The following is a 12,707-nucleotide window of genomic DNA, read 5'->3' on the forward strand; positions in this document are numbered from 1 at the left end:
AGTAGACTTGGATTCCAAGAAGAATGCTTCTAAAACTAGACAATAAAATCGGTTATTTGGAATACACAACTGCCTAATCTCAATGGCAATACTCTACAACCCACGGCTAATGCCTTTAGGCAGATGATTGTCTCTGACCAAAGTAGTAAGCTTCAAATTAGGCAAGTCTAAGGTAACGAGGGCATTGCTAACGATAGGACAACAGGCTCTTAGTGCAGAAGCTCTGAGGGCTTTTTTATTTGAATTGCACAAGTTAAACCAAAAGTTTACCCCTGCTTTGAACAGGGGTGAAGCCAACTAATAGGACAGCAAACTCTTGTCTAAGAGTAGAAGCTTTTATAGAGCTGATCTCCTACCATACGACCTATGTCCAATTACATACTTTAGGACTTACGCAAAATTATCCATCAAACGCTAGAGGTAGTACTCCATTATTCCTTTTCCTTTGGCTTGTAAGTAGAAGCAACGTGTAAGTCCTTCAACTGCTTGAGATCAACAGCCGCCGGAGCATCGGTCAAGAGACAGCGTGCTTGTTGCGTCTTCGGGAAAGCAATTACATCCCGAATTGACTCTTCGCCAGCAAGCAACATCACTAATCGGTCTAAGCCGAACGCAAGCCCACCGTGGGGTGGTGTCCCGTACTCAAATGCCTCAAGCAGAAACCCGAACTTGTCGTAAGCTTCTTCCGGAGATAAGCCAATTGTTTCAAAAACTTGTTGCTGTAGTTCGGGTTTGAAAATTCGTAAACTACCCCCTCCAACTTCTAAACCGTTAAAAACTAAGTCGTAAGCTTGCGCTCGTGCGGTTTTTAGATCATTCAAATCATCGGGGTGGGGAGCTGTAAATGGGTGATGCAGTGCCTCTAGTCGCTTTTCCTCAGCATTCCACTCAAACATTGGGAAATCGGTCACCCAAAGTAAGTTAATCTTGTTTGGGTCAATTAGCCCCAATTCACGACCAATCACGCCGCGCAGTCGGTCTAGGGTTTTGTTAACAACGTCTGTAGGTCCTGCACCAAAGAGCAAGAGATGACCGGGTTTTGCCCCTGTGCGCTCTAGTAATTCCTGTTTTTGGGCTTCTGTTAGGTTGTCCTTAATTGCCCCAATCGTGTCGATTTCACCATTATCACGCACTCGAATGTAAGCAACACCCTTAGCACCCGCTTCACTGGCTTCTTTGAATAAGTCGCCACCTGGCTTTATCCGCACATTGGAAATAACTTCATTCCCACCAGGGATTGGTAGAACTTTGATGGTACCACCAGCCGCAACAGCACCGGAGAAGACTTTGAAGCCAGAATCTTTTAGTAAATCAGAAACATTGACAAGTTCTAAAGCAAAGCGCGTGTCTGGTTTATCGCTGCCGTAGCGTTCCATTGCTTCGGCGTAGGTGAGGCGAGGGAAGGGGCGTGGTATGTCAATGCCCTTGAGGGTTTTGAAGATGTGACAGACTAACCCTTCATTTAGCTGGAGAATTTCCTCTTGAGACATGAAGCTCATTTCCATGTCTAGTTGGGTAAATTCTGGCTGCCTTTCGGCACGTAAGTCTTCATCCCGGAAGCAACGGACAATTTGATAGTAGCGGTCAACTCCAGATACCATCAGCAATTGCTTGAAGAGTTGCGGGGATTGGGGCAAGGCATACCACTGACCCGGATTGACACGAGAAGGGACAAGGTAGTCTCTTGCTCCTTCAGGGGTGGAGCGAGTGAGAATTGGTGTTTCGACTTCGATGAAGTTTTGCTCATCTTCCAAGTAACGGCGGATTGCTTTGACGACTTGGTGACGCAGTTGGAGGTTTTTGCTCATGCGATCGCGTCTTAAGTCCAAGTACCGATACTTCAGGCGCAATTCTTCCCGCACTGGCTCTGTATCAGCGGTTGAAACTTGGAACGGTAGCTGCTTACGGACGCTATTGAGTAGCTCAATTTTGTCAGCGTAAACTTCGACTTCCCCAGTCGGGAGTTTAGGATTTAGTGAATCATCTGGACGCGCCGTGACTCGCCCCGTCACTTTCACAACATATTCATTCCGGAGGGTTTCGGCATCATTGTAGGACTCTGGAGTGCGCTGGGGGTCACTGACAATTTGAATAATGCCAGTGCGATCGCGTAAATCCAAAAAAATCACACCTCCATGGTCGCGGCGACGGTCTATCCATCCACACAGGGTAACTGTCTCTCCAATCTGTTCCTTTCTGACTTCGCCGCAATAATAAGTTCGCATAGTTGCAAAAACACTAACTTCGGCTTGAGGATAGGGAATGCGTAAGCATCAAGCCTGAAGTATATAATAAGCGCCATTCGGCTCACTCAGCAGAACAGGATGTAAGTCAATAGTTAAAGCTCAACCAAAAAGCTGGTTGAGCGATCGCTTATTGCATTGCACTTTGTGCGCTGCAAGGTTTAATAGTTGCTATTCCCTAGTAGTCATTGGAATTTCAGACTGCCTATCCTACTGTTTTCAGTCCCTCCAGTTCAGGCACCGCTTACTCAGGTGCCGTGGTAGCCGTAGCCCCTTATGAACCTGCTTCAGATTTGTCAACGTCGCTAACGCTATATTCTTTTGAAGCTTCGTAGTCCACATCAAAATCCACTTCTGGTACTTTCTCTTTCCCTTCAGCCATATTTTGAGCGGCTAACTCAGCTTCCTGTACATCAGTTTGCTTGGGATCTGGTTTCAGTTCCTCAGACATATTCAACTCCTAATTTCTATTTTTTATATTAGCGACGCTAATTCTATCAGTAGCGATCCCCATTGCCTTAGTGTCTTAAGGCATATCTTTAACCTCTTCAGGAACAAAGTTTCCTTCAATATTGCTCCGAGAAAGCAAACTCTCTCTCTTGGAGGGCGATTTCAAATAGTAAACTTTGATACTCCTATGCTTGAACACATTTACTTGCTTTGGAGAAGAATTATGAATAGTCAAGAAAGTGGTAGCTCTTCAACTCGTTCCGGAGATACCAAAAAAGTAGTAGAAGCGTTTGAAGGGCTAGGCACAGATGAAAAACTAGCGCTACTCTACTACGCTTATGAAAAAATGGGAGATTCAATCACGCCAGCCGCTCCTACTGCCACGTTCCCAGAACTGGCTCCTCGCTTACTAGGCGGAGAATTTTATGATATGTCTGATGATGATCAGCTAGCCGTAATGCGAGAGATTGTTAACCGGGAAGATACAGAGCTATCTCGTGCCTATGGAGCATTGACCGAAAACAATCAACTCGTTGTTTGGTATGCCTGGGCTGTGGCGATGGGAGATACCGTAGTAGATATGCCAAGCGATTATCAAGCTACCCAAACCATCAACGATGCCCTATCCCAAATTGAAGGACTAGAATTTGAGGCACAAATCTCAATGTTGCGAGAGATAGTAGGAAATATGGGTCATAGCGATGTCAAGTCGATTCCTACCCAGGCAGAAACCGGGAAGACGGCAAGCTTATAACATTGCGTGTGACGTTGCTCGTCCTTGCTGCGTTGAGGGGTAGCTAGTAGACTTCGGCGGAAGTCTACCTGCCATTATGCAGCCAAAGCCTTACCCTTGTAAGTCCACTTAAAGGGTTTTGCCATAGTGCGATTGAAATAGTCAATAAATTCAAGAATACGGGTTTTGAGATCGGCAATACTTGTAAAACTGGCACGCCTGAGTAACTTCCGGACTAAGATACTGAACCAGATTTCAATCTGATTGAGCCAGGATGAGTGCTTGGGAGTAAAGTGAAACACTCTTGCGTTGGGTTGGATCACTCAAGAAGGCAATTCTTTTGGCGTGCAATGCCAAAAAGTTGCACATCAGATTTTTATAAATCGAAAGAACTACTTGAGAAGTAATTAATTAGGGGTTGCTGTTTAAGCGCCCTGTAAAATACTCCTAGATAGGAAGAGGTGTGATACTTGGTTCTCTGAAAGAGCCTGGTTGAACACTCTTTTTTCTATGCAGGCTATTTTAAAGCTGTAGATTGTGAGGGTGGATGATGCGAGATCAGCTAATGCTCCCACACGATGAACAATAGGGGAGTGTCAAATCAGGAGGATATGAGTTATGACAATCAATACAGCCAAGCTGGAGAGCATTCTCCAAAATTTTGTCACTGGCGCAAGTGATGTTCAGGGAGCCGCTCTTGTCTCTCCTGATGGACTTCCTCTAGCATCCAGCTTACCGAGCGAGATGGATGAAGAACGGGTATCCGCTATGTCAGCCGCCATGCTTTCTTTAGGTGAGCGCATTGGTAGCGAATTGTCTAGAGGCTTTCTTGATCGCATTTATGTTGAGGGTGATCAGGGCTATGGCATCCTCACTAACTGTGGCGAGTATGCCGTCTTACTCGTTTTAGCAAGCAAGGCGGCAAAACAGGGCGTGCTGATGTTGGAAATTAAGCGTGTAATTCCTGAGCTGAAGGCGGCTTTAAGCTGAGGTAGCTGATGATACTCAATCGCCCCTAACATCACACTCTGTAATTTAATTAATTGAATTAAAGCCTTCTACTCCTCAAGCAAGCTGTGGTGCCTCTCGGACTACTTCACTTTCCACCCATAGAAGGCTTAATTTTTAAACAATTCGATTCACAACTTCTTTATAGGTCTTGTGAACATTAGGCAACACCTGCAATGAGTTACTCTGAATTATTTTTGACTAATCTATCACTCGTATTATGTTGTTTTCTACAGTGAAATAACGTAATTCCTCTAGAGGCTCAAACTGTATTCAATTCAACAGCGAGCTGGTAGGTGATGAGTCTCGGAATCAGTGGAAGAATATTTCGGAGACTTGTTTCTATTGATAGGTGATGAATTGACAAAAATTTCTACAATTCTAAGACGATAGCTCGATTTTGGGAACACTAGCCGTGTTCACGTTAGTTTGAAAACCGTTTTATCTAGCCAGTCTACTACTAGTTGACTCTTACTTCTGCATCAACCTTCGGAACGGGGTTTAATATTGTATGTTTAAGTTGTTATGATAGAAAAAATTTACTTTTTTCCTTGAAAAAGAAAAGTAACATAAAGTTAATAATTCTTCGTTTTTAGTTTGAAAATAGGTAGAGTATGCTCCTAATTTCAGATGACTTGTAGAGAAAGCAGCGGAATGAGTAATGGCTATTACGAGTTGTTTAGCAGAATTTTCACTTCCAGAACTATTTCAATTTCTTGATCAAGGCAGCAAAACTGGTTTGTTGACCTTGCGGTTTCAGCCTGACAGTCAAAATCCAGAGAAAAAAATTCGTCATGCTCTAATGCATCAAGGTCGGATTGTTGCGGTGACCAATCGTCTTGACCACCAGTGCTTGCTGGCGATGATTTGTCAGCGAGGCTGGATTAGCCCTGAGGTGCTGCGTGAGCAAGTGAATCGGTGTCCGGCGAATATACCGATTGGACTTTACTTAAAGACGCAGGGCTTTTTACAACCAGAGCAGTTGAGATTGCTGTTCCATGCTCAAGTGTTGCAGCAAGTGTGTGCGTTGTTTAGGCTTCGAGATGCTCGGTTTAAGTTCGACTCTAAAGCCACGTTGCCAACAACCGAAATGACGGGCTTGAGCCTTTCTGCTACCGAAGCGACGTTAATGGGTTTACGTGTGTTGCGAGACTGGAGGTCATTGGTGGACAAACTACCGGAACCAACTTCAGCCTTATCTAGGGTTGTTTTGGGTAAGCGTCACTTGCGGCTAGATTCTTTGGAAGGGCAAGTGTGGCAAATGGCGAATGGCTCACTTCCTCTAAATGCGATCGCGTCTCAACTTAAACAGTCTGTAGAAACGATTCAACAAACAGCCTTTCGGCTTATTAGTGTTGGTTTGGTTGCAGAAGTGCCAATCATCACTCCCGTTCGCAGTAAAACTTCAGAAGAAGATGTTTTAGAGTCAGCTACCTTTGACACCGAAATGACCAAGGAAAACAATGGACAAGCCCTAAGCCAGTCCTTCGTACAAAGCTTGCTTGGTTTCTTGAGGAGCAAGTAAACGTGGAAATTATGCGTCTCGTTGTTACCGGCACTGTAGGTGCCGGTAAGTCAACGTTCATTCGCTCAGTCAGTGAAATTGATGTCGTAGACACGGATCGTGTAGCCACAGATGAAACCGCGTCACTCAAGAAAAAAACAACCGTAGCCATGGATTTTGGGCGTTTGCAATTTGCGCCGGGAATGGCAGTGCATTTATATGGAACGCCGGGACAGTCTCGCTTCGACTTCATGTGGGATATTCTGATTCGCCGCGCTCACGCTTATATCCTCCTTATCGATGCCCATCGCCCTGGTGATTTTCGCGCTGGTCGCCGAATGCTCACCTTTATGAAACAGCGTACACAAATTCCCTTAGTGATCGGTTTAACGCATATGGATTGTGAGGGAGCCTGGTCTGAGGAAAATGTCGCGATCGCGTTGGGCTTTGCTGACAAGAAGCACCGACCACCCTTTGTAACGCTCAATGCTAATCAAAAAGATTCTGTAATTAGAGCATTGATTGTTCTAATGCAACACTTTATGCAAAGCTCAGTTATTTAACTTTATATAAAATCTAAGCGCTTCCTTCTGTAATTACGTCAATAACGTAACAATATTAGCTAAATACAGTATCGCTGGTCACATTAATGACTTGTATTTACTACAAGACAAAGCATCTATTTTACATAAGTTAAATTTCATCAATATCCTGTTATTTTAACTACGCATTCTGTAATTGCAATTACAACGGACTTCGCTAAGATAACTGAAACTTAATAACGTTTACTTAGCAGGTCTCAAGATATGCATCTGGATCTGGCGGACGAGCTACAGATTTCTATCGATAGATTGATTCAGGGGGTGTGGTAAGCAGTTTTACAATAGATGCATGTTAAGGATTGTTAAGATGCTTCCAGTTTGCGTTGCATAGCTAGCTGAGTGCATCGTTGACTTCGCCCACTTGTTTTTTAGCTTCCCATTAAATAACCATGACCATTTCAGGTGCTCTATCGGACTTCTCACTACCAGAAATCTTTCAATTAATTGAGAAAGGACACAAAACTGGCTTGCTGACTCTTCGTGCTTTGCCAGATGCACAAGATACGCAAGCACGATATTTTTACATTTGGGTGCGCGAAGGTCGTATTGTAGCGGCAGCCAACCGCTTAGACCAGCAAGGTTTAGTTTCACTGATTGCACAACGCCAGTGGGTTAGCGATCGCGTTTTTGATAAACTTGTTCATTGGTGCTGTCCCATTAGTGAACCCTTGGGTATGTACCTCAAAGCTCAAGGCGTATTACAAGCCGAACAGCTTAAGCAGTTGTTCCAGATTCAGGTACTAAAGCAAGTCTGTGGCTTATTCCAACTCAAGGACGCTGAGTTTAAGTTTGAGCAAAACGTACACATACCACCGCGAGAGTTAACTGGCTTGAGTGTTCCAGCGACAGAAGCCGCACTGGTAGGACTGCGTGTGCTGCGTAACTGGGAAGCGTTAGCAGACAGACTGCCGGAGGCAAACGAGGGTTTAGCGAGTACCATTGAGGGTCAACCCCATTATCGACTCAACGCTCAAGAGTGGCAAGTTTGGGAATACACGAAAGGTACAGTTTCGCTTTGGGTAATTGCCGAGCAACTGAGACTACCCGTTGAGACAGTTCAGCAGATTGCTTTCCGACTCATCACAATCGGTATAGCAGAAGAAGTGCCTTTAGTGGTTAATACTCAAGTGAAACAAGCCGTTGAGCCACTCCCTTTACAGATTATTGATGAAGCTAAGCAAGAGAATGTTAGTAACTCTTTTGTACAAAATTTAGTGGGATTTTTGCGTAACAAAGTTCTGACACCGTAAAGTTTGTGTTCTTAGGAAACAGCAACCTGAGTCATTTCCTCTGGAGTGAGATGAGAATGTACTACTTCACCATCACGGAACCAGACAATGCGCCTCGTTAAGCGTGCTACGTCTGGCTCGTGAGTGACCATAACAACGGTAATGCCAGCTTGATTGAGTTCAGTAAAGATATCCATGACTTCAGCCGTTGTGTGAGAATCCAACGCTCCCGTTGGTTCATCGGCTAACAGTAAGACAGGTCGATTCACGATCGCTCGTGCGATCGCAACTCGTTGCTGTTGTCCTCCAGAAAGTTGGTTGGGTCTATTTTTCATCCGGTTTTCCAAGCCAACTCGCTTCAAAGCCTGCATCGCGCGATCGCGTCGTTCACTAGCAGGAATTCCTGCATACACCATTGGTAACATCACATTTTCCAGGGCTGTTAATTGAGGCAACAGGTGGAATTGCTGGAAGACAAAGCCAATCTTAAGATTACGAATCCCTGCTAAATCAGCATCTACTAACCGAGAAACATCCACGTTATCCAGGTAATAATGCCCTGATGTTGGTCGGTCAAGACAGCCGATAATATTCATCGCTGTAGACTTACCAGAACCCGAAGCTCCCATAATTGCACAATACTCTCCCTGCTCAACCACCAGGCTGACTCCGTTGAGGGCACGAACTTCCGTATTTCCGATGCCGTAAACTTTGTAAACATCTTCAATGCGGATGATGATCGGTTTCTTACCAACACTGAAGTGATCTGAGTAAAGGTCAACTTTGTCTTGCATACAGCGGTTTTCAGTTGGGTGAGATACAGCGGAAGGTGTGTAAAACCTACCTAGAGCGAGGAAAAAAAGCTGATAGCTGACGGCTTTCTACTAGAGTTAAGAGCTTCTAAGAGCAACAATCGGGTCAAGTTTTGCGGCTCGTTGCGCGGGGACGACACCGAAGAATAAGCCAATACCACCAGACACCCCAACAGCTAAGACAATGGCTACAGGTGAGACACCTGCTTGCAACGGGGTCAACGCACCAACCAGCAGGACACCACCCACACCAATGAGCGTCCCCAAAACCCCACCTGCTGCGGAGAGTATGACAGCTTCAATCATGAACTGAACGAGAATATCTTGCTCTCTTGCACCAATCGCTTTTCGTAGTCCAATTTCCTGGGTACGTTCGGTGACGGAGACAAGCATAATATTCATGACACCGATGCCTCCGACGAAAAGGGAAATCGCCGCGATTGCCGTCAGCATCAACGTTAATGCTCCCGTAATCGTGCCGACAATCTCTAAAAGGTCTTCCTGCGCTCTCACGGTAAAGTCATCTTCGCCAGTGATTTTGTGCCGTAGCCGCAATAGATTCTCCACCTGAAACCGAGCGGCAGTCGTGCTTTCAGGGTCTTTAGCGGAGATTGAAATGATACTGACTTCTAGCCCATAAGGAGAGGTCTGTCCAACAATCCGATTCGCTAGTGTTGTGATCGGGACAAACACCGTGTCATCTTGATTGTCTCCTAGGAAAGAACCTTTCGATTCCATGACCCCGATGACCTGAAAGGAGACATTTTTAATCCGTAGCTGCTGACCAACAGGGTCAACATTACCAAACAGTCGCTCCGCAATATCTGGGCCCAAAGCGACAACTTGGTTATTGCGTCTCACATCTTGATCAGAAATAAATCGTCCTTGGGCAACATCAAAGCTTCTAACAGAAAGATACTCTGGTGTGGCTCCAAGAATCGCCGTGCTGGTGTTTTTGTTACGGTAGGTGATTAGTTGGCGAGAGCTAATTTGGGGAGCTACTTCTTTCACAGAAGGCACTTGAGTTGCGATCGCTTCTGCATCCTCTAGCACCAATGTCCTCGGTATCTCAAATGTTGTATTCCGGGTTTCTTGAGAGCCAGGAACAATAAATAAGACATTTGGGCCTAGGGACTCAAATTGCTCAGAGGCTAACTTCTGCGCTCCCTGTCCAATCCCCACCATCGCAATTACAGAAGCATTGCCAATAATAATACCCAGCATCGTCAGACTGCTACGAAGCTTATTGGCGACCAGTGTTGTCGCTGCCATTTTGACACTTTCAACAATGTCAATGCTTCTAGACGGCGCAGTATATTGATAGCGTTGAGGCTTATCCAAGGAGGCTGATTTCTGAGATTGGTCGTTCGGCTCCTCAAGCTTCACTCTGAATCCTCCTGTTTCTTGCGGTCTTCGGGCAAATCAATAAACACCCGTTCGCCTTGCTTTAAACCATCCAGAATCTGAGTTTGGTTTTGAATCATTGACCCAATCGTCACGGGTTTAAACTTCGGTTTGTCATCTACGTCCGGCACCATCACGCCAGTTTCACCGTCCTGAGTGACAATCGCCACAGTCGGTACAACCAGAGCATTACTCACCTGTTCACCCAAAAACGTCAAGTCAACATTCATCCCAGAGCGCAGTTCTTTTTGACCCGTTACCAGTGCTACCCGCACCTGAAAAGACGTGACATTTTGCTCAACCACCGCCTCCGGGGCAACCAGTTCCACCTGACCCTGGAAAACTTTGTCAGGATAAGCATCTGCAACAACTTCTACCTTTTGTCCAGGTTTAATTTGCCCTACATCCACCTCTGGAACATTAGCAAGGATTTCCAGACCCCTTGCCAAGGCAACAATTGATGTTGAGGTTGCCGAAGCTGTGCTGGAGGCTGACGTAGTGGGCGTTACAAATGCGCCTTCTGTTGCATATTTCTGTGTAACAATCCCAGAAAATGGCGCACGAATCAACGTATCTTGTAGTTGCACTTGCGCTGCTAGCACCTGCGCTTTTGCTGAATTCACCGCCGCTACAAGCTGGGCAATTTCTTCAGGGCGGCTCCCACTCTGTAATTGCTCCACAGCAAAGCGAGCTTCTTCTACTGAGGCTTCGAGCTGATTTACTTCTGGATCAGTTTGACTTTGCACTTGCGCCAAGCGTTGTTCAGCTTCAAAGACTGCTGCCTGTGAACTTTGGGCTTCTGTGATTACCTCATCAAATTGGTCTTGTGAGATAGCCCCCTGGTTAGCCAAAGAACGGTTGCGCTCTACCCGTGACATTGCCAAAGCTAGCCTTGAGCGAGCTGTAGCGACTTGTGCCCTTGCCTGATCAACTTGTGACGGGTTTCCAAGTTGTGCTTGGTTCAAACGAGCTTGAGCCTGTGCTAGACGTGCCTTGGCTTGGTCAATTTCTTGTGGACGACTGCCAGCTTGAGCCTCGGCAAGACGTGCTTGTGCTTGATTTAGGTCAGCTTGGGCTTTTATATATTGCGCCTGAATCTCTGCATTCTCCATCAGTGCCAGTTTTTGTCCCTGCTGTACCTGATCTCCCTGTTCAACGAAGAGTTTTGCCAAACGGCCTGATGTTTTGGGGCTAAGGTTGACACTTTGGATCGGCTTTACCGTACCACTTGCCGTGATTCGTACAGTCAGGTTTTGTGATTGCGTTGGCACCGTCATTTTATCAAGGTCAATTTTGGGAGTCCTGGTGTTAATGACGTATGCCCCCGCACCACCGATTACCAAAATTCCTGATGCAATTAGTCCCAGCAGCCAAGGGAGAGATCGTTTGCCTTTACTGATGGGGGGAACTTCCATGGATGGGGTTTTTAAGTCAGGCTTTAATAAAGAAACAGGCATCAGTGGCTTTCTATCAAATCAGCTTGGCACTACCCGCAAGCATCCAGTCTGTAAAGACATCCTCGTAAATAGAAAACTTTTAGCATCCGACTGGCAACTCGCTTGCTTCTCTTCCATACTAGCTATGTTGCTTGATCAACTTGTCTACCTGTACCGATCGCAGGTTGTAGGGAATGCCGAATTTTGAGAATTGGGAATTGAGGCAGTGACTCATTTTTCCCTCAAATAATTGGTTTTCTGCAATAGTGAATTGTAAAGTTTGGTTTGCCTGTATCTACTCCTGACTCCCGGTTTTGGTTAAAATCTCTGCAACAATCGCGCCAATTATGCGCTAACTTAGCTGAAGATTTGTTCCTTATTGTCTTTTGAGGCTGCACCGTGCCCAAACGTATTCCTTTATTTTCTATACTTGTTCTCCTGGGTTTACTGAGTGTGCAAGTGCCAGTTTCAGGACAGGCACTTTTACCCTACACCCTGGAACTTAATTCAGAAGAACTAGAACAGCAGGGCTTGAATCTCGCTCAGGATGCCGTTCAACTTGTGCGATTTCAGCAGTTTGAGTTGGCGCTACCGAGAGCGGAACTAGCGACTCAACTTGCCCCTAAGAGTTATCAAACCTGGTTTATCTTAGGAAGTTTGTATGTGCAGACTAAAGAGTTGGATAAGGGGATTGATGCTTTACAACGGGCTAGATCCTTGGAACCGAATGAGGCTGGTATTTTATTCACTCTGGGTTCAGCACGTTTCCAAAAAGCTGAGTACACTACAGCGGTTGCTGAATTGGAAGCGGGGTTAAAGATTAAGCCTAATGTGCCTGAAGCGTTGTTTGACTTGGGTAATTCCTACTACATGCTCAAGCAGTTTCCCAAAGCGATCGCTCAATATGAAAAAGCTGTCTCCCTAGAAAAAAACTTCTGGCCAGCGCTGAATAATATTGGGCTGGTGAAGTACGAGCAAGGTGATATCAGAGGGGCAATCAAACAATGGGAAGCGGCGATCGCAATTGATGATGAAGCGGCTGAACCCCAGTTGGCTATTGCTGTCGCACTCTATGCCCAAGGTGACCAGGAAAAGGGACTCTCTCAAGGAGAAGCTGCCATTCGCCTGGACAGTCGTTATGCTGATTTAGAATTTCTCAAGGAAAATCTCTGGGGTGATCGCCTTCTGGCTGATACGAAGAAGTTCCTGGAAACTCCCCGAATCCAAGCTAGCATTGGCCCAAATCAAGGTTCACCTTCACGAGAAGAAATTTCTCCTCAGTAAGG

General features: G+C 45.7%; 12 protein-coding genes. 6 read left to right on the forward strand and 6 right to left on the reverse strand.

All coding sequences use genetic code 11. The features are described from left to right. Nucleotides 1-431: 431 nt before the first annotated feature. Both aspS and H6F98_RS28940 read right to left on the reverse strand, forming a co-directional pair. On the reverse strand, nt 432-2,225 hold the full coding sequence (gene aspS, locus H6F98_RS28935) for an aspartate--tRNA ligase (RefSeq protein WP_192222189.1): 1,794 nt from the start codon (nt 2,223-2,225) through the stop codon (nt 432-434). A gap of 292 nt (nt 2,226-2,517) precedes the next feature. Beyond that, nucleotides 2,518-2,694, reverse strand: coding sequence for a hypothetical protein (locus H6F98_RS28940; protein ID WP_192222190.1), 177 nt, complete (start codon nt 2,692-2,694; stop codon nt 2,518-2,520). Nucleotides 2,695-2,916: 222 nt separating this feature from the next. Between H6F98_RS28940 and H6F98_RS28945 the strand changes: the two genes are divergently transcribed. Continuing rightward, nucleotides 2,917-3,447, forward strand: a complete 531-nt coding sequence (locus H6F98_RS28945) for an orange carotenoid protein N-terminal domain-containing protein (protein ID WP_192222191.1) — start codon at nt 2,917-2,919, stop codon at nt 3,445-3,447. A 74-nt stretch (nt 3,448-3,521) separates the two neighbouring features. Here the strand turns inward: H6F98_RS28945 and H6F98_RS34700 are convergent, their stop codons facing one another. Next, nucleotides 3,522-3,749, reverse strand: coding sequence for a transposase (locus H6F98_RS34700; RefSeq protein WP_199349045.1), 228 nt, complete (start codon nt 3,747-3,749; stop codon nt 3,522-3,524). A gap of 295 nt (nt 3,750-4,044) precedes the next feature. Here H6F98_RS34700 and H6F98_RS28955 point away from each other — a divergent pair, with 295 nt between their 5' ends. The 4 genes from H6F98_RS28955 to H6F98_RS28970 all read left to right on the forward strand — a co-directional run bounded on the left by H6F98_RS28955 (nt 4,045) and on the right by H6F98_RS28970 (nt 7,790). Further along, complete coding sequence (locus tag H6F98_RS28955) at nt 4,045-4,416, forward strand: roadblock/LC7 domain-containing protein (RefSeq protein WP_192222192.1); 372 nt, start codon at nt 4,045-4,047, stop codon at nt 4,414-4,416. A 679-nt stretch (nt 4,417-5,095) separates the two neighbouring features. Then, nucleotides 5,096-5,959, forward strand: a complete 864-nt coding sequence (locus H6F98_RS28960; protein WP_192222193.1) for a DUF4388 domain-containing protein — start codon at nt 5,096-5,098, stop codon at nt 5,957-5,959. A gap of 11 nt (nt 5,960-5,970) precedes the next feature. Continuing rightward, complete coding sequence (locus H6F98_RS28965; RefSeq protein ID WP_192222239.1) at nt 5,971-6,501, forward strand: ATP/GTP-binding protein; 531 nt, start codon at nt 5,971-5,973, stop codon at nt 6,499-6,501. A gap of 428 nt (nt 6,502-6,929) precedes the next feature. Then, nucleotides 6,930-7,790: a DUF4388 domain-containing protein gene (locus tag H6F98_RS28970; protein ID WP_192222194.1), complete on the forward strand. Its 861-nt coding sequence runs from the start codon at nt 6,930-6,932 to the stop codon at nt 7,788-7,790. A gap of 11 nt (nt 7,791-7,801) precedes the next feature. Here H6F98_RS28970 and H6F98_RS28975 read toward each other — a convergent pair whose 3' ends face one another. The 3 genes from H6F98_RS28975 to H6F98_RS28985 all read right to left on the reverse strand — a co-directional run bounded on the left by H6F98_RS28975 (nt 7,802) and on the right by H6F98_RS28985 (nt 11,442). Beyond that, nucleotides 7,802-8,563 carry an ABC transporter ATP-binding protein gene (locus H6F98_RS28975; RefSeq protein ID WP_199349046.1) on the reverse strand — a complete coding sequence of 254 codons (762 nt, stop codon included), beginning with the start codon at nt 8,561-8,563 and terminating at the stop codon, nt 7,802-7,804. A gap of 96 nt (nt 8,564-8,659) precedes the next feature. Beyond that, nucleotides 8,660-9,877: an ABC transporter permease gene (locus H6F98_RS28980; RefSeq protein ID WP_192222241.1), complete on the reverse strand. Its 1,218-nt coding sequence runs from the start codon at nt 9,875-9,877 to the stop codon at nt 8,660-8,662. A gap of 86 nt (nt 9,878-9,963) precedes the next feature. Further along, entirely contained in the window at nt 9,964-11,442 is a 1,479-nt protein-coding gene (locus H6F98_RS28985) for an efflux RND transporter periplasmic adaptor subunit (protein ID WP_242058740.1), read from the reverse strand. 378 nt (nt 11,443-11,820) lie between these two features. Here H6F98_RS28985 and H6F98_RS28990 point away from each other — a divergent pair, with 378 nt between their 5' ends. Next, nucleotides 11,821-12,705 carry a tetratricopeptide repeat protein gene (locus H6F98_RS28990; protein WP_192222195.1) on the forward strand — a complete coding sequence of 295 codons (885 nt, stop codon included), beginning with the start codon at nt 11,821-11,823 and terminating at the stop codon, nt 12,703-12,705. The last annotated feature ends 2 nt before the right edge of the window (nt 12,706-12,707 follow it).

Source organism: Microcoleus sp. FACHB-SPT15 (genome assembly GCF_014849525.1).
GTDB lineage: Bacteria > Cyanobacteriota > Cyanobacteriia > Cyanobacteriales > Coleofasciculaceae > Symplocastrum > Symplocastrum torsivum.

Excerpts from the sequence above, each read along its gene's own strand:
- H6F98_RS28970 (WP_192222194.1), top strand. The coding sequence starts at position 6,930 with ATGACCATTTCAGGTGCTCTATCGGACTTCTCACTACCAGAAATCTTT.
- H6F98_RS28940 (WP_192222190.1), bottom strand. The coding sequence starts at position 2,694 with ATGTCTGAGGAACTGAAACCAGATCCCAAGCAAACTGATGTACAGGAA.
- aspS (WP_192222189.1), bottom strand. The coding sequence starts at position 2,225 with ATGCGAACTTATTATTGCGGCGAAGTCAGAAAGGAACAGATTGGAGAG.
- H6F98_RS28945 (WP_192222191.1), top strand. The coding sequence starts at position 2,917 with ATGAATAGTCAAGAAAGTGGTAGCTCTTCAACTCGTTCCGGAGATACC.
- H6F98_RS28965 (WP_192222239.1), top strand. The coding sequence starts at position 5,971 with ATGCGTCTCGTTGTTACCGGCACTGTAGGTGCCGGTAAGTCAACGTTC.
- H6F98_RS28960 (WP_192222193.1), top strand. The coding sequence starts at position 5,096 with ATGGCTATTACGAGTTGTTTAGCAGAATTTTCACTTCCAGAACTATTT.
- H6F98_RS28985 (WP_242058740.1), bottom strand. The coding sequence starts at position 11,442 with ATGCCTGTTTCTTTATTAAAGCCTGACTTAAAAACCCCATCCATGGAA.
- H6F98_RS28955 (WP_192222192.1), top strand. The coding sequence starts at position 4,045 with ATGACAATCAATACAGCCAAGCTGGAGAGCATTCTCCAAAATTTTGTC.
- H6F98_RS28975 (WP_199349046.1), bottom strand. The coding sequence starts at position 8,563 with ATGCAAGACAAAGTTGACCTTTACTCAGATCACTTCAGTGTTGGTAAG.